The organism is Flavobacteriales bacterium (genome assembly GCA_026129465.1).
Classification (GTDB): Bacteria; Bacteroidota; Bacteroidia; order Flavobacteriales_F; family PHOS-HE28; genus PHOS-HE28.
Window position 1 is genome coordinate 3631942 of record JAHCIA010000001.1, and the last position, 22568, is coordinate 3654509.

Here is a 22568-nt window from a genome sequence, read left to right on the forward strand (position 1 = left end):
AGTGGTGAGTGCTACCTCCGGGGCACTCACCACTCACCACTTGATACTCTCCACTGGTATCACACCGCGCCCGCCGCGCTCAACTCCAGCAGGCGGCCCTCCTCGCAGCGCACCACACGGGCGTTCACCTTCTTCATGTGGGTATAGTCGTGCGTGGCCATGATCACACTGCGGCCACTGCGGCTGATCTGGAACAGCAGGTCCAGTATCTCGCCGGTGGTCTCGGGGTCCAGGTTGCCGGTGGGTTCGTCGGCCAGGATCAGTTCGGGGTCGTTCAGCAGGGCCCGCGCGATGCTCACGCGCTGCTGTTCGCCGCCGCTGAGTTCGTGCGGCATCTTGTAGCCCTTGTTCGCCAGCCCCACTTTTTCCAGCACCTGCTGCACGCGTTCGTCCATCCGCTTCCTCTCCTTCCAGCCCGTGGCCTTCAGCACGAAGAGCAGGTTGTCGTTCACCGAACGGTCCGTCAGCAGTTGGAAGTCCTGGAACACGATGCCGATCTTCCTGCGCAGGTAGGGCACCTGTGAGCGCTTCAGTTTCGAGAGGTCGTAACCGCATGCGTGGCCCTCGCCCTCGCGCAAGGGCAGGTCGCCATAGAGCGTGCGCAGCAAGCTGCTCTTGCCGCTGCCCGTGCGCCCGATGAGGTAGAGGAACTCGCCTTTGTGCACGGTGAAGTCCACGTTGTTCAACACCAGATTCTCGCGCTGGAAGATCCGCACGCCGTGCAGGAGGATGATCGGGCTGTCGCTCATGGCCGGGCCAAAGGTTGAAATTTCCGATGCCATGTCCACGTTGCTGATGCTGTCGGCTTATCGACCGGCACGTTTCATGCCTTGTGCCGCCCCGACCTCGAACGCCTCGAACTCCAACATTCAACCCACCTACGGACCAACAGACCCGCGTGGATAATTCCAACCCCAGATTTCCCTGCACCCGACCAGCGCTCCCGGACCTTTGACCGCTTGAAGATGATGGCCATCAACATCCTGCGCCTCCTGCTGCCTGTGGCGATCGCCATGGTGGCATGCCCGTTCGCCGCCGCGCAGCGCCCGGCCCATTTTGAGCACCAGGACGCCGACATCGTGCATGCGCTGGAGCTGTTCCACAAGGCCCAGTACGGCGCGGCACGATTCGAGCTGGAGCGCGTGCTCGAACGCATACGCGATCCTCGCGATCTGGTGCGCACCGAGGCGGAGTTCCACCTGGCCCTCTGCGCCGTGCGCCTTTTCAACGACGATGCCGGCAAACGCCTGCGCGACTTCCTCGCCGAGCACCCCGAAAGCCAGCATGTGCCCGAGGTGCGCTTCGAGATCTTCAAGCACGCCTTCGCGCAACGCAAGTGGGCGGAAGCCATCGCCTGGAGCGAGAAGGTGGACCGCTTCGGCCTGCAGGACGAGGAGTTGCAGGAGTACCGCTTCAAGCGTGGCTACGCGTACTTCCAGGAAGGGGACAAGCCCCATGCGCTGGGCGAATTCGCTGAAGTGGCCGAGGGTGGCACCTACGGCAAGCCTGCGCTCTACTACGCTTCGCACATCGAGTACGAGCGCGGCAACCACGAGACGGCCTTGAAAGGCTTCGAGCGGCTCAAGAACGATGAGGACTTCGGCAAGATCGTGCCCTTCTACATCGCCGAGATCCTCTTCCTGCAAGGCAGGTATGAGGAACTCGACGCCTATGTGAAGCCGCTGCTGGACGATCCACAGGGCGCCAAGCGCATCAACGAGATCAACCGGCTGGCGGGCGAGGCGAACTACCGCAGCGGACGATTCGCCGAGGCGGTGCCCTACCTGGAGAAGAGCGCGCAGCGCGTGGGCGTGGACCGGCAGGACCGCTACATCCTGGGCTATGCCTATTACCGCAGCGGCGACTGCCCCAAGGCGCTGGCCGAATTCAATCTGGTGGCCAATGGCGACGACAGCATAGCCCAACTGGCCACCTACCACATGGCCGACTGCTACCTGAAGAAGAGCGAGAAGGCCTTCGCGCGAAACGCCTTCAAGCGCGCCTACGAGTTGGGCCATGACCAGAAGGTGACCGAGGACGCACTGTTCCAGTACGCCAAGCTGAGCTACGAACTGAGCTTCGATCCCTACCACGAGGCGATCAATGCGCTGCGCAACTATCTGCGCACATACCCGAACACCCCGCGCCGCGATGAGGCCTACGAGTTCCTGTTGAGCGTTTACCTGAAGACGAAGAACTACGAAGCGGCGCTGGAGGCCTTGGACGAGATCAAGCAGAAGGACATCCGCCTGCAGGAGGCCTACCAGCGGTTGGCGCACGACCGCGGCGTGGAGCTTTACGAGGGCCGCAAGTACGCCGATGCGGCGCTCTTTTTCGAGCGGGCGCTGAAGTATCGCGTGAACCAGCGCGTGACGGCGCAGGCCCACTTCTGGATGGCCGAGAGCTACTACGGCAAGGGCGACCTGCAGGGCGCGCTGCGCAAGTACGACGACCTGCGCAACCTGCCCGGTGCGTACGCTTCCGATCTCTACGAGCAGGCTGGCTACGGCATGGGCTACACCTACTTCAAGCTGAAGGACCATGGCGAAGCCGCCATCGCCTTCCGCCGCTTCGTGCTCTCCAAAGGCGGCGAACCCCGCCAGCGCGCCGATGCCATGATGCGCATCGGCGACAGCTACTTCGTGATGCGGGACAACGCCCAGGCCCAGAAGTGGTACGACGACGCCATGAAGATCCAGGGCCCGGACCGCGACTACGCGCAATACCAGAAGGGCGTGGTGCAGGGACTGCTGCGCGACAACAACGGCAAGATCGCCACCCTGAAGGCGCTGCTGAACGAGAAGCCCGACTCGCGCTACGCCGCCGATGCAAAGTTCCAGCTGGGCGAGACGTACATCAACATGGAGAACGACAGCGAGGCCATGAAGCACTACGGCCAGCTCATCGCCCAGCACCCCAACAGCCCGCACGTGCGGCAGAGCATGTTGCAGACGGCGCTCATCCACCGCCGGCAGGGTGATGCGAACAAGGCGCTGGAACAGTTCAAGGCCATCGTAGCGAAGTACCCCACCATGGACGGCGCCAAGGACGCGCTGTCGGGCATCGAATCCATCTACGTGGAGCAGGGGCGCGTGGCCGAGTACGAGGCCTATGTGCGCACGCTGAAATTCGTGGACCCCGCCACGCTGGACCTGGACGAGAAGTACTTCCGCAGCGCGGAGGCCCTGTACATGGACGGCAAATGCGCGCAGGCCATCGGTGCGCTGGGCGACTACCTGGACAAGTACCCGCGCGGCGGTTATGCGTTGAACGCGCGCTTCTACCGCGGCGACTGCCACTACCGGGCGGGCCAGTACGACCAGGCCCTGCCCGATCTGGAGGCCGTGGTGGAGGCCAACGCGGCGCAGTTCCTGGAAAGCGCGCTGTTCGGTGCCAGCGACATCCACTTCCGGCAGCAGCGCTGGGAGGGTGCCTTGGGCCATTTCACCCGTTTGGAAAGCGTGGCGAGCTTCCCGCAGAACAAGTTGGCGGCCCAGGTGGGGCGCATGCGCAGCCTGAAGGAGTTGAAGCGCCCCGGCGAAGCGGCGGCTGCGGCGAGGAGCGTTCTGGACAACACCGATGCCACCGCCGATCTGAAGGCCGAGGCGGGCCTGTTGGTGGCGCATGACCACCTGCACAAGGGCGAGCATGATGCCGCCTACACCGCCTTCCGCAACGTGAGCACCGCCAGTGTGAACCAGCTCGGCGCCGAGGCCAAGTTCCACCAAGCCTACATCCGCCACCTGCAGGGCCGCCACAAGGACGCCGAGAAGGAGGTCTTCGAACTGGCGCAGCGCTATCCCGCCTACGACCATTGGAAGGCCCGCGCCTTCATCCTGCTGGGTGATGTGTACGTGGCGCTGGGCGACCTCTTCCAGGCGAAGGCCACATTGCAGAGCGTGGCGGACAACAGCAATGAGCCGGATCTGGTGGCCCAGGCCAAGCAGCGACTGGCCGAGATCGAGGCCAGCGAGAGGCCCAAGACCACCACCACCCCGCAGGATGCGCCGGAGATCGCCCTGCCCAGCCCCGACGGACGATGAGCGCCAAGATCCAGCACCTGCTCCTCCTCGCTGCGGTGTCGGCCATCCCGCAGGCGGCCATGGCACAGGGTGGCCAGCCAGGTGGCGAGTACGTGATCCAGGGCATCTTCAGCCCCACCATCGCTGATGCGCGCAAGATCGACCTGCGGCCACAACCCCTGGACACGATACTTCCGGATCGCCCGGTGAGCTATCAACTGCTCACCGTGCAGGCCGACATACCGCCACGCGTGGACAGCATCGCGCCGGCAAGACTCACCGTGCTGTCCCCGCAGCCGCGCCTCTACAAGGGTTATGTGAAGGCGGGCTTCGGCCTCTACACCACGCCCCTCGGCGAATTGCATTTCGACCAGACACGATCGCGCATGAACACCTGGGGCCTGCACGCCAAGCATTTCAGCAGCAATGGTGGCATCGACGATGTGGGTCCGAGCGATTACAGCTTCAACAGCATCGACGGCCACTACGCGCATTTCCTGCCGGAGCACGAAGTGGCCGGCCGCTTGATCTACGACCGCCGCCGGGTGAGCTACTACGGCTACACCGCCAGCGACAGCATCAGCGCCGAGCAGGGCGTGATCGTGGCCCCGGAGGACTTCTCGAAGCAGATCTACAACGACGTGGGCTTCGCGGGCCGGCTGCGCAGCCTTTACAAGGACAGCACCCGCCTGGCCTACGACGCGGGCATGGAGGTGCATGCCTACAGCAACCTCAGCGGCAGCCGCGAGACCAACATCCGTTTCGGCGCCGACTTGGGCAAGCGCGAAGGCAACGAGCACTTCACGCTGGGCGTGCTGGTGGACAACAACGCCTACCGCGCCGACCTCGGAGGCCTGCTCGGGGAGGAGCGCATCAGCGGCACCCTGCTGGGCCTCACCCCGGCGGTGAGCACCACGGGCCGCAAGTACGTGGTGCGGGTGGGCGCCGGCCTGTTCCTGGACGCGCAGGGCCGCAGCACCTTCCACTTCTACCCGAACTTCTTCGCCAGCTACAGCCTGTTCGAGGACATCCTGGTGCCATACGCCGGCGTGGACGGCCGCAAGGAGCGCAACAGCTTCCGCAGCCTCACACGCGAGAATCCCTGGCTCACCGGTGCACCGAACCTGGTGAACACCAACCGGCAGTATGATGTGTTCGGTGGCCTGCGCGGCAGCTTCAGCCGCCATCTGGGCTTCGATGTCCGCGTGAGCACGGCCCGCATCGGCGAGATGCCCCTCTTCGTGAACCTGCCCAACGAACCATTCGGCGACCGCATGGCCGTGATCTACGACCAGGTGGACATCCTCACCCTGAGCGGCGAGCTGCGCTACCGGCTGCGGGAATCCATCAGCTTCAATGGACGTATGGAGGTGATGAGCTATGAGGTGAAGAACCAGGCCGAAGCGTGGAATCTGCCGCCCTACAGGCTGTCCTTGGGTGGCCGCTACAGCATGCGCGACAAACTCATCCTGAAGGCCGAGGCGCAGTTCCTGGGGCGCCGCCCCGCCTTTCGCCTGCCGGTGCCGCCCCTGCCGGGCGAATTGCCCAACCCCAGCACCACGGTGGAGCTGGACGGCTTCATGGACCTCTATCTGGGCGCCGAATACCGCTACACCAAGCGCCTGAGCGTATTTCTGGACATGAGCAACCTCAGCGCCAGCAAATACGAGCGCTGGTCCAAATACCCGGTGCAGCGCGGACTGGTGATGGGGGGCGCCACCTATGCCTTCTGAGGCTTGTGAAGGGGGCGTGAAGCACAGGTGAAGCCGCCCGGCCGGAGGGCATAACATATCCCCCGGAAATTGCAAATCCCGCGGCGGGTATAGATATCAACAAAACCCGCGTCGTTGTTGGGAAAACGGCCGGTCAGGACCGCCATGTTCCGTACCTTCGCACACCCTTCGGAACGAGGGGTGGAAAGACCCGAAGAACATGTCCGAGACAGTGATCGAAATGAGCGAGAAGAAGAAAGCCGCGGCCGCCTATTCGGCCGACAGCATCCAGGTGTTGGAGGGCCTCGAAGCGGTGCGCAAACGCCCCGCGATGTACATCGGCGACATCGGCGTGAAAGGCCTGCACCACCTGGTGTACGAGGTGGTGGACAACAGCATCGACGAGGCCCTTGCGGGGCACTGCGATACGGTGGAGGTGACCATCTTGGAGGGCAACAGCATCCGGGTGAAGGACAACGGCAGGGGCATCCCGGTGGACATCCACGCGAAGGAGGGCCGCAGCGCCCTGGAGGTGGTGATGACCGTGCTGCACGCCGGGGGCAAGTTCGACAAGGACAGCTACAAGGTCTCCGGCGGACTGCACGGCGTGGGCGTGAGCTGTGTGAACGCGTTGAGCAGCCATCTGATGGCCGAGGTGCACCGCGATGGCAAACTCTACCGGCAGGAGTACGGCGAAGGCCGGCCCCATTACGCGGTGAAGGAAGTGGGGACCACGGACTACCGGGGTACCATCGTCACCTTCACGCCGGACAATACCATCTTCCAGGTCAGTGAATACAACTACGACACCCTGGCCGCACGCCTGCGCGAACTGGCCTACCTGAACAAGGGCGTCAAACTCACCCTCACGGACGAGCGCCGCACGACCGAGGATGGCAGCTTCGTGAACGAGACCTTCTTCAGCGAGCAGGGCCTGGTGGAATTCGTGAAGTTCCTGGACGGGACGCGCGTTCCGCTGATCCAGGACGTGATCTACATGGAGGGCGAGAAGCAGGGCATCCCTGTGGAGATCGCCATGGTCTACAACGACTCCTACAACGAGAACCTCCACAGCTACGTCAACAACATCAACACCCACGAGGGGGGGACACACCTGGCGGGTTTCCGCCGCGGGCTTACCCGCACGCTGAAGAAGTACGCGGACAACAGCGGTGCCACGCAGAAGCTCAAGTTCGAGATCAGCGGCGATGACTTCCGAGAGGGCCTCACCGCGGTCATCAGTGTGAAGGTGCAGGAACCCCAGTTCGAGGGCCAGACCAAGACCAAGCTGGGCAACAACGAGGTGATGGGCGCGGTGGACATCGCCGTGAGCGAGATGCTGGAGAACTATCTGGAGGAACACCCCCGGGACGCCAAGCAGATCGTGGACAAGGTGATCCTGGCCGCCACGGCGCGCCATGCCGCCCGCAAGGCCCGCGAGCTTGTGCAGCGCAAGGGCGCCTTCAGCGGCGGTGGCCTGCCCGGCAAGCTGGCCGATTGCTCCAGCAAGGATCCCGGTGCCAGCGAACTGTTCCTGGTGGAGGGCGATTCAGCCGGTGGCACGGCCAAGCAGGGCCGCAACAGGGAGTTCCAGGCCATCCTGCCGCTGCGGGGCAAGATCCTCAACGTGGAGAAGGCCATGCAGCACAAGATCCTCGACAACGAGGAGATCCGGAACATCTACACGGCACTGGGCGTGAGCATCGGCACCACCGAGGACAGCAAGGCCTTGAACCTGGAGAAGCTGCGCTACCACAAGATCGTGATCATGTGCGACGCCGACGTGGACGGCAGCCACATCCAGACGCTGATCATGACCTTCTTCTTCCGCCACATGCAGCAGTTGATCGAGAACGGTCATCTCTACATCGCCACGCCACCATTGTACCTGGTGAAACGGGGCAAGGAGCAGGTCTACTGCTGGACCGACGCCGAGCGCGATGCCACCATGGAGCGCATGCGTGCCAACAACAAGGACGCCTCCATCAATGTGCAGCGCTACAAAGGCCTTGGTGAAATGAACGCCGAGCAGCTTTGGGAGACCACCATGGACCCCAGCCGCCGCACGCTGCGCCAGGTGACCATCGAGAACGGCGCCGAAGCGGACCGCATCTTCAGCATGCTCATGGGCGACGAGGTGCCACCGCGCCGAGAGTTCATCGAGAAGAACGCCGTGTACGCCAAACTGGACGTCTGATCCGCATCATCTCCAACCAAGCGAAAGCCCCGGTCAATGCCGGGGCTTTTTCATGGCGGAATGGATGCGCACGGATCAACGCAGCACCGTCACATGACCCCGCCTTTCCACGCGGTCGCTCGACAGCGGGTCGCGGAACCGCAGGATCCATACGTACACTTCACTCTTCACCATTTGCCCGCCCAGCGTGCCGTCCCAGCCTTCCGTGCGGTCGGTGGTCTGGAACAGGCGCTCGCCCCAGCGGTCGAAGATCATGAACTCGAAGTCCACCACGTTGTCGTGTGTGAAAACGGGGATGAACACGTCGTTGAGGCCGTCGCCATCGGGCGTGAAGGCGTTCGGCAGGTGGCCCTCCAGTTCATCACGCACCACGATCGTGCGGCAGATCTCATCGCTGCAGCCATCCGCGTTCGTCACCGTGAGGCAGACGGTATAGCTGCCACCCAGGATGCCGGGGAAGAGGAAGAAGGGTGCTTCGGACTGGTCGGTTCCTGCGCCGCCGAAATTCCAGGCCCAGGTCGTCACATCGCTGCTGGAAGCGCTTTGGAACCACACGCCAGGTGATAGCGCCGTGGGATTGAATGGCGACCAGGTGAAACCGGCTGAGACCGGAGGCGGGCTGGGAATTTGGATGCTGGCGAAGTTGACGCAGCCTGTGGCGTCCTGCACCGCCACGGTCCAGTTGCCAGCGCAGAGGCCGGTGAATTCCGCTTCGCCCTGCCAGGTGAGACCATTGTCCACACTGAAGGACACGCCATCGGGCGCGTCCACCGCGATGCTCCCATCACAATCGCCCGGGCAGGTGACACGTACGGAGGACACATCGTCGATCTGCACCGGTGGCGGTTGCGCCACGCTGAAGTTCGCCTGTGCCGTGCATCCGTTCATGTCGCTCACCGTCACCGCGTAGTTGCCCGCGCAGATGTTGGTACCGTTGCCGGCAGCGTTGCCGCTCACCCCGGCGGGCCAGCTGTAGGTGTAACCACCCTGGCCGAGGTTGCCGCCAGTGGCCTGCACGGCGACCGTACCGTTGCACGCTTGGTGGCAAATGGCATCGGTGGCAGTGGCCGTGGCGCTCAAGGGTACGGTCAGGGTGATGGTCACCTGGTCCTCACCCACGCAGCCGAACTGCGACACAGTACTCCATGTGAGGGTGTAGCTGCCGCCTACGTTGGCGCTTACGCCGCTGGTGGGCGAATTGGGATCGGTGAAGACCACACCGGGCGGGCCGCTCCAAGTGCCGCTGGTCCAGTTGTTGGCCGCCGCCAAAGTGTAGCTCAAGGAGCAGCTCACGGCATCCGCACCAGCGAAGGCAGGGGTCTGGACCGGAATGGTCACAGTGACCGTCGCGGTAGCGGGCGGGCAGGCTGGGCCGCTGTTGACGGTGTAGGTATAGTATCCACCTGGGTTGATCGATGGGTCGAATATTCCGTTGTGCGGACTACCATTGGAGGTGGTCCATGAACCGCCCAGGTCAGGTGAGCCTGCCAGTTGGCCGAACAGGTCAATGGGATCCGCCTCTGGACAGACCAACAAATTGCTGCTTCCTCCTGCGAAGGGGGCTTGAGTTACTCCGATCGTCACCGTGGAACTCGCACTGGGGCAGGGAGACGATCCGATGACGTTATAAGTGTAGGTGCCTGCCGTGTGGATCGCAGGGTCGAAAGGCCCGCTGAAGGCGCCGCTCGGCCCCTGCCAGGTGCCACCCACATTCGGTTGTCCGCCCAGCGAAGCGAAGAGGTCGATCGGCGCCTGGTTGGAACAAAGCGCGAGGGTGACGTTGGTGCCCGCGTTGGGTGCGGTGTTCACGGACATCGTCACCGTGGCCGTAGCGGGCGGACAGGGAGCTGGACCTTGGACCGTGTAGGTGTATGTGCCAGCGGCATGTACGGCTGGGTTGAAGTTGCCACCAAAGGCACCGCCGCTTGGGTTGGTCCAGATTCCTCCGGCTTGTGGCGTGCCGCCCAACTGGCTGAAGAGCGCTACCGCGGCATCCGATGAACACAGGGTCAAGGTCCCATTGGTGCCCGCGCTTGGGGCAGCAGAGACCGACACTTGCACCGCAGCGGAGGCGCTCACACAGGGCGCCTGGCCTTGGATGGTGTAGGTGTAGGTCCCAGGAAGATGGACCGCAGGATCGAAGGGACCGGTATGCGTTCCGGAAGGGCCGATCCAAGTACCACCCGTTTGTGGAGATCCTTCCAGTTGGGCGAAAAGATCCGTGGGCACACCGGAAGAACAGAGTGTCAGCCAACCGTTTCCACCGGCGTTCGGTGCGGCGTTCACTGTCACATTGATCGTCGCTGAAACATCGGGGCAGGGCGAAAGTCCGGGCACCGTGTAGGTGTATGCGCCGCTGACACCCGTGGTGGGATCGAAGTTGTTGCCCGTTGGGCCATTTGGGCCACTCCACGAGCCGCCCGCCTGTGGTGTACCGCCCAACTGGCCGAAGAGATCCACCACCGCGCCGGCACTGCACAGGGTGATGGATGTCCCCGCACCCGCATTGGAGGGTGCGTTCACGGTGATCGGTATGGACACGACCTGGCTCTGGCCGCATTGGTCGGTCACGGTCAGCGTGTAGGTCTGGCTGCTGGCTGGCGAAACGGAGATGCCCATGCCATTGCCCAGCGATCCACCGCCCTGGTCGGTCCAATCGAGCGTGAAAGTGCCGCCACCACCAGTAATGTCATCCACGTTCAGTCCGACCGTGGTGCCTTGGCAGATGGTGGAGGTATAGGGCGTCAGATCCACCACGATAGGTGTGAGCGGCACCGAAGTGACCAGGAGGCTGTCCTGGATACTATCACCGCAGCCGTCGGTCACGGTCACCACATACCAGGTGGGCGGTCCGGAGGGTACGGTGATGGAAGGCCCGTTGCCATATGGCGCACCGTTCACCGTCCAGCCATAGGTGTAGTTGCCGTTGCCTCCCGCAGTGGAGATCGCGGTGATCGTTCCAGTGCCCTGGCATTCGATCTCCAAGGGAGCACCGAGATCCACCGTAATGGGATCGTACACCGGCAAGTTCACCGTGATATTGGCCGTGACCGGATCGGCACCACAGGGGGCGCTTACCGTCAGCGTATAGGTTGTGGTCACATCCGGCGATACGGTGATCGTGGGGGTATTCGCACCCGTGCTCCACGCGTAGCTGTACTGGCCCAGCGCCCCACTGACCACGGGGGCCAGCACATACGTTTGACCGCAAGCGCCGTTGATGTCGGCCGCCTGGATCGATATCGGCGGTGCGCTGTCAATGTAGTAGGTGAACTCGGTGCCTGCATTGGGTCCCGAGCAAGGTTGGTTCTCAGGTGTTACGCCGATGATGAGTGTTTCCAGCCCGTCCGGGTCCAGCGGCACATCGATCGTCACGCTCACCGTGGCTTGGCCCGGTGGGAATAAGATCTGGGCGGGCAGGGCTGGAGCATAATCCACACCCGGCGTGGCGGTACCTGATACCGAGAGGTTGGCCACCATCTGGTCCACCACATCGCCTGTGCGCTCGAAAGTGATCTCGTAAGGCCCACAGCCCTCCAGCATGGTGTTGCCGTTCACCACGCCCGTTCCGCTGGGCAGGGAGGCATTCACCTGCCCGGTGCTGGTGAAGCTGCCGGCTTCGAGGAAGACGGCCGAATCGAAGCCCGTATCGAAGCCGTCGCCCACGGCGATCTTGATGCGGTAGGTCTGCCCGCACTGCACCAGTGCGAAGGCCGTGAGCACCGTGGTGAAACCGTTGTAGGCCACCGTGGCGCCGAACTGGTTGTTCACGTAGTAGATGTTGTTCTGCTGCCAGTTCGGGCCGCCGGCAGCGGCGCAGATCGAAGCGGAGCCGGAAGCGCCGGGCACACCGCTGTTCACCGTGTTGATCGTCACCGGGATGTTGGTGTTCGGGATCAGCGCGATGTTGGCCGAGTTGTTCGAATAGGGACCCGTGATACCCGGCCCGCTGAGGAAGAATCCGAAGGCATCGTTGAAGCTGCTGCACACGTAAGTGGGATACTCCTCCGAGCCGAAGACGTATCGGAACCGCAGCGTGTCACCGGTGGGGATGAATTCGAAGGTGAGGATGGACCTGTCGTAGATCGTAGTGCCCGCTAGCAGGGTGAGGTCCGCATCGATGCCGGTGTTCAGCGCGGTGCTGGCGAAGAAGGTGCCCGGGTTCGCCGCTTGCATCACGTTTCCTGAAGAGAGGATCACGCCGGACTGCAGCCCCAGGTTGCTGTTGATCACATTGAAGGAACCCCGGCCCGGTTGGTTGGGCGGTGGCGCGCCCACTCCGTTGTAGGTGATGTTGAAGGCCGTCACACCGTCGCCCAGCAGGATGTTCTGCACAAGCTGCTGCGGTGTGGGGGCGGTGCTGATGACGAGCTGTGCACTGGCGACGGAGGCACATGCCGCAAGGGCGAGAACGGCAAGGGTCGATCTCATGTCCTGGTTGAGGCTTCGCGAATATCGGCTGTTTCCGAACAGGTTCGGCGGATGTGGCCGGACAGTAGACGCACGGGGCGGCCGGAAGGTTGGTCCATGGGGCTGTTCATGGAAAAGCCCGGCAATTCCGGGCTTTTCATCTTGCTCAAGCTATTGGAGACATCAGCGGACCAGGCTCACTTTGCCGTTGTAGGTGCCTCCGAGCTTCTCTCCGTCCTTCATCTCCACCACCCACACGTATTCGCCGGGTGCGCACTTGTCGCCTCGGTTGCTGATGCGACCGTTCCATGGCCGGCCGGGGTCGTTCGTTTCATACAACAGTTGCCCGGTGGAGCCATCGAAAATGGACATGTGGAACTTGGCGCCCAGGGTTCGCAACGCTTCGGGCATGAACTGGTTGTTCACACCATCGTCGTTGGGCGAGAATGCCTTCGGAGCCAAGAGTTCGTAGTCACTCTCGATCCGCACTACGCGCTCCACACGATCCACACAGCCTTTGTCGTTGGTCACGGTCAGGGTCACCACGTGGTCGCCCTTCTTCTTGTAAACATGATCGGGGTGGGCGATGGTGCTCGTGTGGCCGTCGCCGAAGTCCCAGTGGAACTTCTTCCCATGCACACTATGGTTCTCGAAATGCACGGAGGGGACCGTATTGGGGAACTCCCTCCGGTGGAACTGGAATGCGGCTTCGGGTGCCTCATGGATCACGATCCGATCAGAGGCCGGCTTGTTGGCGAAATTGCCGCCACCCAAGGAAGAGTAGGACAGTGTCACCTCATAGGTGCCCGCCTTGGCATAGGTGTGTGTGGGCTTGGCCTTGTTGGAGAAGCTGCCGTCGCCGAAATTCCACAGATGGATACCATCATCCGGAATGTTCTCCAAGTGGAAGTTCACCGTGGTTCCGGGGCATCCTTCGGTGATACTGGGTTTGACGACCGATGCTGTGGAAGTAACTGCGGGTCTGGCGCCGGCCCCGCTCTCCGATGGAGGCATGGCCACAGGTGAGGCTGGTGTGGTCGAGGGCTGGCGGGGCCTGTTGGAACGCCTGTCATGTTCGTCGTCGGAAGCTTCGCTCGGCGTTCCTGCCTTTACGGAGACGCTCTCCTGCTCCAGCACCAGCCCCGAGGGAGCCGTGGCGCTGTCCGTCTCAGGTGTCTCAGCCAAGATCGATCCGGATCCTTGGCCAGTTCCATCCACCATGTTCACCTCTTGGAAGAGTTGGTGCAGTGTGGTGGCCACGGCCAGGCTTCCGGCGAACAGCAGCACATACAGGCCCGCCGAGGTCTGCCAAGCCTTGCCCCGGGGGGCGCCCAAGCGTTGTTCCAGCTTGGCCCAGTCGGCAGAATTGTAGGGCACCTCATAGTGCGCCAGCGCATCCTTCAAGGAGCGTTCGAATGCATCATGATCCTTCATCATCGATGAGGCTTATCGGGGCGAGCGCCCCTTGTTGAGCAGTTTTTTCAGATTGATCTTGGCCTTGGCCAGGTTGCTTTTCGAGGTGCCGATGTTGATGCCCAGCATCTCGCTGATCTCCTTGTGGGTGAGTTCCTCGAACACGTACAGGTTGAACACCGTTCGGTAGGCCGGGGTCAATTTCTGCATGGCGTTGATCACATCGGCCGGCTTTACGTCGAATGTCTCCTCCTCGTTCTCTTCCGCCAGCACATCCTCTTCGTCCTGATCGCCGAAGTCCTCGATACTCCGCTCTTCACCGAGCAGGAGGTAGGAGTTCTTCGCACGGCGGAAATGGTCGATGGCGGTGTTCACCATGATCCTCCTGATCCAGCCCTCGAAGGAACCGGCCCGGTTGAAGGAATCCATGCTGCGGAAGACCTTGATGAAGCCGTCCTGGAGGATGTCCTTGGCCTGGTCGGTGTTCTTCGTGTACCGAAGGCACACGGCCATCATCTTGCCATAGAACAGTTCGTACACGCGTTGCTGCGCCCGTCGGTCTTCCTGAAGGCAGCCATCGATCAGTTCGCCGGATCGCTCCGCCTCCCCCTCGGGGTTCTCCACCCCGACCCACGACACCTTCAGGTGCGTAGCGCCCTTGGAGGAAGAGGTTCGGTCGGCCAAAACGCTGGACATTGTGCCGGGCAAGGTAGCCATGTACCCCGAATAGACGAGGGGACCCCTTGAAGGATGCCTCCATGGAAAATGTCGCCCGAATGCCCGGCCGCGCTCCAGCAGTACCTTCGCCCCCGTCGAAACCCAGTCCCAACCCCAACATCAGACAAGCAGCATGAAAGTGACCGTGATAGGGGCCGGCAATGTGGGCGCCACCTGCGCCGATGCCGTGGCCCGTTGGGAGCTCGCCCGTGAGGTGGTGCTCCTGGACATCAAGGAGGGCACCGCCGAAGGCAAGGCCCTGGACATCTGGCAGACCGCCCCGATCAATCTTTTCGATACCCGCCCGGTGGGTTCCACCAATGATTATGCGAAGACGGCCGGTAGCGATGTGGTGGTGATCACCAGTGGCCTTCCCCGCAAGCCGGGCATGAGCCGCGACGATCTGATCGCCACCAATGCGGCCATCGTGAAGAGCGTTACCGAGAACGTGGTGAAGCATTCGCCCGAGGCCATCATCATCGTGGTGAGCAACCCGCTGGACGTGATGACCTATTGCGCCTACATCACCAGCAAACTGCCCAGCCAGCGTGTGTTCGGCATGGCCGGTATCCTGGATACGGCGCGCTACCGCGCTTTCCTGGCCGAAGCGCTGGATGTGAGTCCGAAGGACATCCAGGCTGTGCTGATGGGCGGCCATGGAGACACCATGGTGCCCCTGCCGCGTTACACCACCGTGGGCGGCATCCCGGTCACCGAATTGATCGACAAGGAGCGCCTTGACGCCATTGTGGAGCGGACCAAGAAGGGTGGGGGCGAGATCGTGAACCTCCTGGGCACCAGTGCCTGGTATGCCCCTGGAACGGCGGCGGCCCAGATGGTGGAAGCCATAGTGCGCGACCAGAAGCGCGTGTTCCCCTGCTGCGTGTGGCTCAACGGCGAGTACGGCCTCAAGGACATCTACATGGGTGCGCCCGTGGTCCTGGGCCGCAATGGCGTGGAGCGCATCATTGAGCTGAAGCTGGACGAAGCCGAGATGGAATTGGTGAAGGCCAGTGCCAAAGCCGTGAAGGAAGTGATGGACGTGCTCGATGGCATGAACAAGGTCACGGCCTGATCGGGACCGGACCGATAGCCTGAAATACAAGAAGAAGGCGCCTCGCGAGGCGCCTTCTTCATATCCCAATTTCGTTGTGCCAGCTATCGGCCACCAACCACCAGCCGTTGCCCGGGGGTGGGTGCGGGTCCTTCCAACCGCACCAGGTATATCCCCGCGGAAAAGCCTTGGACATCCAGAACGGTCCTCAGCCCTTGGGGCCTTGCCCGCATCACCTCTCTCCCCATCGCATCCAGCACCAGCCAACTGCTGCCAGGTGCGGGGTCGGAATGGAGCGTGAGGAAGACCTCCTGGGCGGCCGGATTGGGCGCCACTTGAAATGCGGGGAGTAGGTTGGCGTTCGGTCCACCCGTGCCGGTGATGTCGTCGCTGCGCCAGAAGGACAGCCCACCGCGGTAATTGCCCAGCACCAGGTCCAACTTGCCATCGCCGGTGAAGTCGTACAGGCAGAGGCCGGTGCGCTGTCCATCGCGCAGGTCCAGCCACGCGGTATCCAGCCGGGTCCACTCACCCATGAGGTTGTCGTCGATGTCGCCATAGCGGAATAACCAGCCAGATTCCGAGCCCAGTACGATCTCGCGATCACCGTCCTCGTTGCGGTGAACGAAGGGTATGGAGTGGCCGGGGAAGTTCCAGGAGTCCACCGTACTCACCCCGCCGAGGTTCTCCGTGGAGAGCGTGAATTGGGGCGCTTCGGCCGTTCCGGTATTCTGGTAGAGGTTCAGGTTGCCGTTGCGCTCACCCACCACCAGGTCCAGCAGGCCATCATCGTCCATGTCGATCAGTTGGGGTGCGGCGAACTGTCCCACGTCGATGATCTCCCCGAAGGCATCGGTCATGTTCGGTTGTTCCAATTGGAACTGCGCTACAGGCCCGGTGGACACGTTGCGGTAGAAGTGGATCCGGCCCTGGAGGTCGCCGATATACATGTCCAGGTCCCCATCGCCATCCACATCGCCGAACGCCGGGTACATGCTCAGACCAATGCCGCTGGTGGAGAGCCCCATGTAGTCGTCCGAGACCAGTTCAAAGGCCGGGGCCGTGGCGGTGCCCGTGTTGCGCAGAAGGGCCAGCTTGCCCACATACGGTCCGTTGGGGTTGAAGTAGCCGTGGTTGGCCACCACCAGGTCCATCAGGCCATCGCCATCGTGATCGAAGGGAACGGGGTAGGCGCCTTCTCCGAAGTCCAGCATCCTGTCCTGCAACACATTGTTCTGCTGGAAGTTGAATTGCGGTGCGGCCTCCGTGCCGTTGTTCTTGTAGTACCACATGCTGTGCGCATTCTGCGCCAGGGAGGTGGCGTTGGGGCTCACCACCAGATCGCGGCGGCCATCATTGTCCAGGTCAATATGGTATCCAGCCGGGAAAAGGGCCAGGTCCACCGGCACGTCATTGCCAGGGAAGAAGGTCTCCGTGGTCGTCATGTTGCCCAGGTCCACAGTGCCACCGTTGAAGAGTGCGACGAGATTGTTGAAGGTGATATCGCCAAGCAGCACGTCCATCACACCGTCACCATTCAGGTCGATCGGGCAAACGGTGCTGCCCGCGTGCGCCTTGGGCAAGCCTTCGGCCTCCTGGTCGCCGAGGACGATCTCCGGGTTGGGCACATTGAATGGGCATGGCGCGTTGAGCGTGATGCCGTTGTCGCTGAAATTCTCGGCGAAGAAGCCCCAGCACTCGTTGCGCAGCTCGAAGGCCAGGCTGTCGCAGGTGCCGTACAGCTCCATGCTCAGATTCTTGTGGTATTGCACATTGGTTCCCTGTAGACCGAAGGTGAGGATGTCCAGATCGCCATCGCCATCCACATCCACCAGCCCGGGGATGTCCACACTGGCCACCCAGAGGTTGATGTTGATCACGGTGCCGGATCCCAGCACGTAGTCGGTGTAGACCAGTGGGCTGACCAATTCGAAGGAGAGTGTTCCGGACACGCTCGTGTTGCGATAAACCGCGAAGCCCGCATTGGAATAGGTGAAGAGGTCCTCCCTGCCGTCGCAGTCGTAGTCGCGCATCAGCGCCCAGTCGTGGAGGGTGGGGAAGGGGTCAATATGGTCGTAATCCCGGGTGACGCGGTAGGACACCTGGCCGGGTATCCCATCATTCAGAAGTGTCACCACCACGTTGCCCGAGCGGTCGAAAAGGAAGAGGTCCTGGTGGCCGTCACCATCCAGATCGACGGTGCTCACCTGCACGAAGTTGAGTCCGCCGGCCCAGGCCAGTGGCAAAGCCGTTCCCTGCCGGGTCACGGGGATGTTCGGGTCGAAGAAGAAGGTACCCTGGGCGAACAAGCCCGTGGCGACGCCTGCGATCAGGGCCGCCGTCCAGAGTGATCGTGGGAGCATACGCATGGGGGCAGCGGTGGTCGAGCTGGGCCGGATCGTACCGCTGATATGGCCTCAAAGGTAAGCCCGGCGGATGCCCTCGAAGCGCCGTTCCCCAAGCCCTTTCGCCGTTGACCGCCAACGCTATATTTGCCGCCTCTTTCAAGAACCCCCCCTACCGGTCATGCAAAATCGAGGTGCGCTGTGGATCTTCACCATCCTGTTGGCGGTGGCGTGCTTTTACCAGCTTTCGTTCTCCTTCTTCACGGGCCGGATCGAGACCAAGGCCGCTTTGGAAGCGGGTTTCCGTACGGACTCGCTCTTCCTGGCCACGCACGAGGCCGGTGGCGATTCCACCATTCTGGACCGCGAAGCCGTCTTTCTCGGTTTTGAGAACGACGAACTCCGCCGCCGTGCTGACGACAAGGTCTATCCCTTGTTGGGCTACACCTACGCCGAATGCAAGGAGAAGGAGATCAATCTGGGTCTTGACCTCAAGGGCGGCATGGCCGTGACATTGGAGGTGGACATCCCGGAGTTGGTGGTGAACCTCAGTGAGAGCAGCGATGACGCCAACTTCCGAACGGCCGTGGACAATGCTCGGCGCCGCATGCGCCAGGGCGATGCCGACTTCATCACCCTCTTCGGCGAGGAATACACCAAACTGCCGGGCCGCGCCCCGCTCTCGGCCATCTTCTACACCCCCGAGCGTAAGGACATGTTCGATCGGGAGGGCAGTGATGACGACTACCTCCAGGCCCTGCGCCGGGAGGCCGAGGCGGCATTGAGCAACACCGAGCGGATCCTGCGCACGCGCATCGACAAGTTCGGTGTGGCGCAACCCAGCATCCAGAAGCAGCAGTTCAGCGGCCGCATCCAGATCGAACTGCCCGGGGTGAAGGACAAGGAACGGGTGCGCAAGGTGCTCCAGAGCACCGCCAACCTGGAGTTCTGGGAGGTGCACGACAACGAGGAGATCTACGCCTATCTGGACCAGGCCAACAGCCGTCTGGCCGAACGCATGGGCGTGGCGCCGGCGAATCAGGATTCCATCCCCGCGGGGGAGGAAGCGGAGACCGTGACCACTGATGGGACCACGGAGGAGGCTCCGATCGATACGGTCGATACCGTTCAGGCCGAGGCCGCCTCGGACACCCTGGACGTGAACGACTACGCCCGTCGCAATCCGCTCTTCGCCGTGCTAACGCCCGCCGTGTTCCAGACACAGGCCGGCGGTTTCAGCCTGGCGCGCGGGGCCGTGGTGGGCAACGCCCGCCTGAGTGATACCGCGCAGGTGAACCGTTATCTGGCCATGCCCGAGGTGGTCGGTGTGCTGCCCCCTGACGTGAAGCTGGCCTGGGCCGCCAAGGCCGAAGCCGTGCAAATGCAGGGAGGCGGTTCGGCCCAGCTGCTGAACCTCTATGCGCTGCGTGTGCCCCGCGGCGGCAAGCCCAAGCTGGACGGCAGCTCCATCGTCAATGCGGCACAGGACTTCAACATGAAGGGCGACGTGGAGGTGGTGATGCAGATGAACCCCGAAGGCGCCCAGATCTGGAAGCTCATGACCGGGGAGAACGTGGGCAAGGCCATCGCCATCGTGCTGGACGAACTCGTCTACAGCGCGCCCATCGTGCAGGGTGAGATCGCCGGTGGACGTTCCAGCATCAGCCTCGGAACAGGCGACCTGAACAAGCAGATCCAGGAGGCCGAGGACCTGGCCAACATCCTCAAGGCAGGTGCGCTGCCCGCCCCCGCGCGCATCATCGATGAGACCGTGGTGGGTCCCTCGCTGGGCGCCGAGAACATCCGGCTGGGCATGCTCTCCTTCATCATCGCCCTGGCGCTGGTGATGGTCTACATGATGCTCTACTACCGCCATGCCGGTTGGATCGCCGACCTGGCCCTGGTGGTGAACCTCTTCGTGCTCATCGGTACGCTGGCGTCGCTGCAGGCGGCACTTACGCTTCCCGGCATCGCGGGTATCGTGCTCACCATGGGCATCGCGGTGGACGCCAACGTGCTGATATTCGAGCGTATCCGGGAGGAATTGCGTGGTGGCCGCGCCATGAAAGCCGCCGTGGACCTGGGCTACAAGGGGGCTTTCTCGGCCATCATCGACTCCAACGTCACCACCCTCATCACGGCGCTCATCCTGTACATGTTCGGTTCGGGTCCGGTGAAAGGCTTCGCCACCACGCTGGGCATCGGCATCCTCACCTCGCTGTTCACGGCGCTCTTCCTCAGCCGCCTCATCATCACCGCACGCCTTGAGAAGGGCAAGGCCTTCAGCGTGTGGAGCGGGTGGAGCGCGAACATCTTCGCCAACGCGAACTACCCGTTCATGACCAAGCGCCGCATTTACTACATGATCAGCGGCGTGATCATCGCGGCGGGCATCTTCTCCATGACCACCGTTGGCTTCAACTGGGGCGTGGATTTCACCGGTGGCCGCACCTATGTGGTCAAGTTCCAGCAGGACGTTCGTGTGGACGACCTGCGCACCGCCTTGGAACCGCGCTTCATGAGCGAGGGCGGGGTACAGAGTACCGTGAATGTGAAGACCTACGGGGGCGCGCGGCAGGTGAAGGTGACCACCAACTATCTGGTGAACGAGGCCGGCGCCGACGTGGACGCCCGCGTGGAGGAACGTTTGAACTCCGGACTGGGAAGCACCTTTGGCGGATACGACATCATGGAATCTCGCCGGGTGGACCCCTCCATCAGCGCGGACATCAAGGTCTCGGCCATCACCGCCCTATCGCTGGCCCTGCTGTTCATCTTCATATACATAGCCGTGCGATTCCGCAACTGGCAGTTCGGCCTGGGCGGCCTCATCTCCCTGGCGCACGACGTGCTCATCCTGCTGGGCCTGTACTCCATCCTTTACAAGTTCATGCCCTTCAGTATGGAGATCGACGAGGCCTTCATCGCGGCCATTCTCACCGTGATCGGTTATTCCATCAACGATACCGTGGTCGTCTTCGACCGCATCCGGGAATACCTGCGCGATCACAAGCGTGAACCCTATGATGTGGTGATCAACAAGGCGATCAACTCCACCCTGGGCCGCACCATGAACACCTCGCTCACCACCCTGCTGGTGCTGCTCATCATCTTCATACTCGGTGGCGTGGCCATCAAAGGCTTCATCTTCGCCCTGCTCATCGGCATCCTGGTGGGCACCTATTCCTCCATCTTCATGGCCAGCGCCGTGGTGGTGGACCTGCTCAAGGGCAAGGATCCCGCCCGCGTGGACTGATACCACGCTCGGCCAACGCATGTGATAGGCCCTGCGCATCGCAGGGCCTGCCGCATTCCCGGGACCCATCGCCCAACGGCGTGTGCGGGAGCTACTTTTGACCGCCCATGACCTTCGCGCTCCTTTTCAGCATCAGCGGTGGTGAGCTGGTCGTCATCCTGCTCGTTGTGCTGTTGCTGTTCGGCTCGAAGGGGATCCCAGACATCGCCCGCACCTTGGGGCGTACCATCCGCCAGGTGCGTGATGCCAGCCAGGAGGTGCAGCGCGAGATCCATCGCGGGGCACATGACGTGCGGCGCGAAGTGGAGGATCAGCGCCGCCAGTTCCTGGAAGGGAATGGTCCGTCCGATGGAGCCGCTTCCGCAGCGCCCAAGGACGAACCCGATCGATGATGGACGTAGTGCTGACCATCGTGGGTCTGGTGATACTGGTCGTGGGCGCCGACCTGATGATCCGCGGCGCCGTGGACCTGGCGCTGCGGGCGCGGATTTCGCCATTGGTGGTGGGCCTCACCGTGGTGAGTATGGGCACCTCGGCTCCCGAACTGGTGGTGGCGCTGATGGCCGCGCTGAAAGGCAGCAGCATAATGGCCGTGGGGGCCGTGGTGGGCTCCAACATCTCCAACCTGAGCCTGGTGCTGGGGGCCTGTATCCTGGTCTTTCCCATCGCCACCGACCGGGACACGCGTCGCATCCACTGGCCGGTGATGATGCTGGTGAGCCTGCTCTTCGCCGTGATCATCCAGGACGACCGCATGGCGCGATGGGAGGGGATGCTGTTCGTTACGCTGCTGGTGGGCTACGTCACCTGGATGGTCTGGAGCAGCCGCCGCGCCACTTCCGGCGCCGCCACGGCAAGTACCGTGGTGCGTGCCCCCATATGGCGTTCCCTGCTGTTGCTGGTGCTGGGTGTGGTGGGCCTGGGGCAGGGCGCGGACTGGTTCGTGGAGGGCGCGGCAGGCATCGCCCGCACCCTTGGTGTCAGCGAGCAGCTCATCGGTGTCACCGTGGTGGCCGTGGGCACCTCCCTGCCGGAACTGGTCACCTCCTTGATCGCGGCCTTCCGCAAGCAGGCGGACATCTCCATTGGCAACCTCATCGGCAGCAACATATTCAACCTGCTGGGCATCCTGGGCATCAGTGCCATGGTGCTGCCCATCGCGGTGCGCCATGATGACTTCCAGTTGGACCTGCTCTTCATGCTGGTCATCGCCTTGTTGCTGTTGCCCTTCATGTGGCTCTTCCGCCGCATGGGTCCCTGGCACGGCCTCCTGCTGCTGGCGGTCTATGCCCTTTACATCCTGTTCGTGCTCCAGCGCGGCTGAGCACCAGTGGCCCCCAGGTGGCGCCAGCCCTGAGTGCCTTTCTGGTTGCCACCCCCTGCTTCTGAACGGGGTGTTCAAAAGAATTGCCAGTGAAAATTCCGGCATACCCCCTTGTCCG

At 62.7% G+C, this 22568-nt stretch carries 12 protein-coding genes; 7 read left to right on the forward strand and 5 right to left on the reverse strand.

Annotation, left to right across the window (positions count from 1 at the left end; all coding sequences use genetic code 11):
* Positions 1-59 precede the first annotated feature (59 nt).
* Positions 60-749 carry an ATP-binding cassette domain-containing protein gene (locus tag KIT10_15360; GenBank protein ID MCW5900638.1) on the reverse strand — a complete coding sequence of 230 codons (690 nt, stop codon included), beginning with the start codon at positions 747-749 and terminating at the stop codon, positions 60-62.
* Positions 750-959: 210 nt separating this feature from the next.
* Here KIT10_15360 and KIT10_15365 point away from each other — a divergent pair, with 210 nt between their 5' ends.
* The 3 genes from KIT10_15365 to gyrB all read left to right on the forward strand — a co-directional run bounded on the left by KIT10_15365 (position 960) and on the right by gyrB (position 7931).
* Positions 960-4043: a tetratricopeptide repeat protein gene (locus KIT10_15365; GenBank protein MCW5900639.1), complete on the forward strand. Its 3084-nt coding sequence runs from the start codon at positions 960-962 to the stop codon at positions 4041-4043.
* Positions 4040-5755, forward strand: a complete 1716-nt coding sequence (locus KIT10_15370; GenBank protein ID MCW5900640.1) for a hypothetical protein — start codon at positions 4040-4042, stop codon at positions 5753-5755. Before KIT10_15365 ends, KIT10_15370 begins: the two co-directional genes overlap by 4 nt.
* A 220-nt stretch (positions 5756-5975) precedes the next feature.
* A complete protein-coding gene (gyrB, locus tag KIT10_15375; GenBank protein MCW5900641.1) occupies positions 5976-7931 on the forward strand; it encodes a DNA topoisomerase (ATP-hydrolyzing) subunit B in 1956 nt (651 codons plus the stop codon).
* A gap of 75 nt (positions 7932-8006) precedes the next feature.
* On the opposite strand, the gene KIT10_15380 is transcribed toward gyrB, so the two are convergent.
* The 3 genes from KIT10_15380 to KIT10_15390 all read right to left on the reverse strand — a co-directional run bounded on the left by KIT10_15380 (position 8007) and on the right by KIT10_15390 (position 14450).
* Positions 8007-12362: a choice-of-anchor L domain-containing protein gene (locus tag KIT10_15380; protein ID MCW5900642.1), complete on the reverse strand. Its 4356-nt coding sequence runs from the start codon at positions 12360-12362 to the stop codon at positions 8007-8009.
* A 162-nt stretch (positions 12363-12524) separates the two neighbouring features.
* Positions 12525-13778, reverse strand: coding sequence for a PKD domain-containing protein (locus KIT10_15385; GenBank protein ID MCW5900643.1), 1254 nt, complete (start codon positions 13776-13778; stop codon positions 12525-12527).
* Positions 13779-13787: 9 nt separating this feature from the next.
* The gene (locus KIT10_15390; protein MCW5900644.1) at positions 13788-14450 is read right to left on the reverse strand and encodes a sigma-70 family RNA polymerase sigma factor; all 663 of its coding nucleotides are present in this window, start codon (positions 14448-14450) and stop codon (positions 13788-13790) included.
* Between the two features lie 154 nt (positions 14451-14604).
* On the opposite strand from KIT10_15390, the gene mdh reads away from it, so the two are divergent.
* The gene (mdh, locus tag KIT10_15395) at positions 14605-15546 is read left to right on the forward strand and encodes a malate dehydrogenase (GenBank protein MCW5900645.1); all 942 of its coding nucleotides are present in this window, start codon (positions 14605-14607) and stop codon (positions 15544-15546) included.
* An 83-nt stretch (positions 15547-15629) separates the two neighbouring features.
* Here the strand turns inward: mdh and KIT10_15400 are convergent, their stop codons facing one another.
* Positions 15630-17894 (reverse strand): T9SS type A sorting domain-containing protein, encoded by a 2265-nt coding sequence (locus tag KIT10_15400; protein ID MCW5900646.1) that lies wholly within the window; start codon positions 17892-17894, stop codon positions 15630-15632.
* Positions 17895-18051: 157 nt separating this feature from the next.
* Between KIT10_15400 and secDF the strand changes: the two genes are divergently transcribed.
* From secDF to KIT10_15415, 3 genes are all read left to right on the forward strand, one after another.
* Complete coding sequence (gene secDF, locus KIT10_15405; GenBank protein ID MCW5900647.1) at positions 18052-21126, forward strand: protein translocase subunit SecDF; 3075 nt, start codon at positions 18052-18054, stop codon at positions 21124-21126.
* 107 nt (positions 21127-21233) lie between these two features.
* Positions 21234-21518, forward strand: coding sequence for a twin-arginine translocase TatA/TatE family subunit (locus tag KIT10_15410; GenBank protein MCW5900648.1), 285 nt, complete (start codon positions 21234-21236; stop codon positions 21516-21518).
* Positions 21515-22450, forward strand: coding sequence for a sodium:calcium antiporter (locus tag KIT10_15415; GenBank protein MCW5900649.1), 936 nt, complete (start codon positions 21515-21517; stop codon positions 22448-22450). The genes KIT10_15410 and KIT10_15415 overlap by 4 nt, the downstream gene beginning before the upstream one ends.
* Positions 22451-22568: the final 118 nt, after the last annotated feature.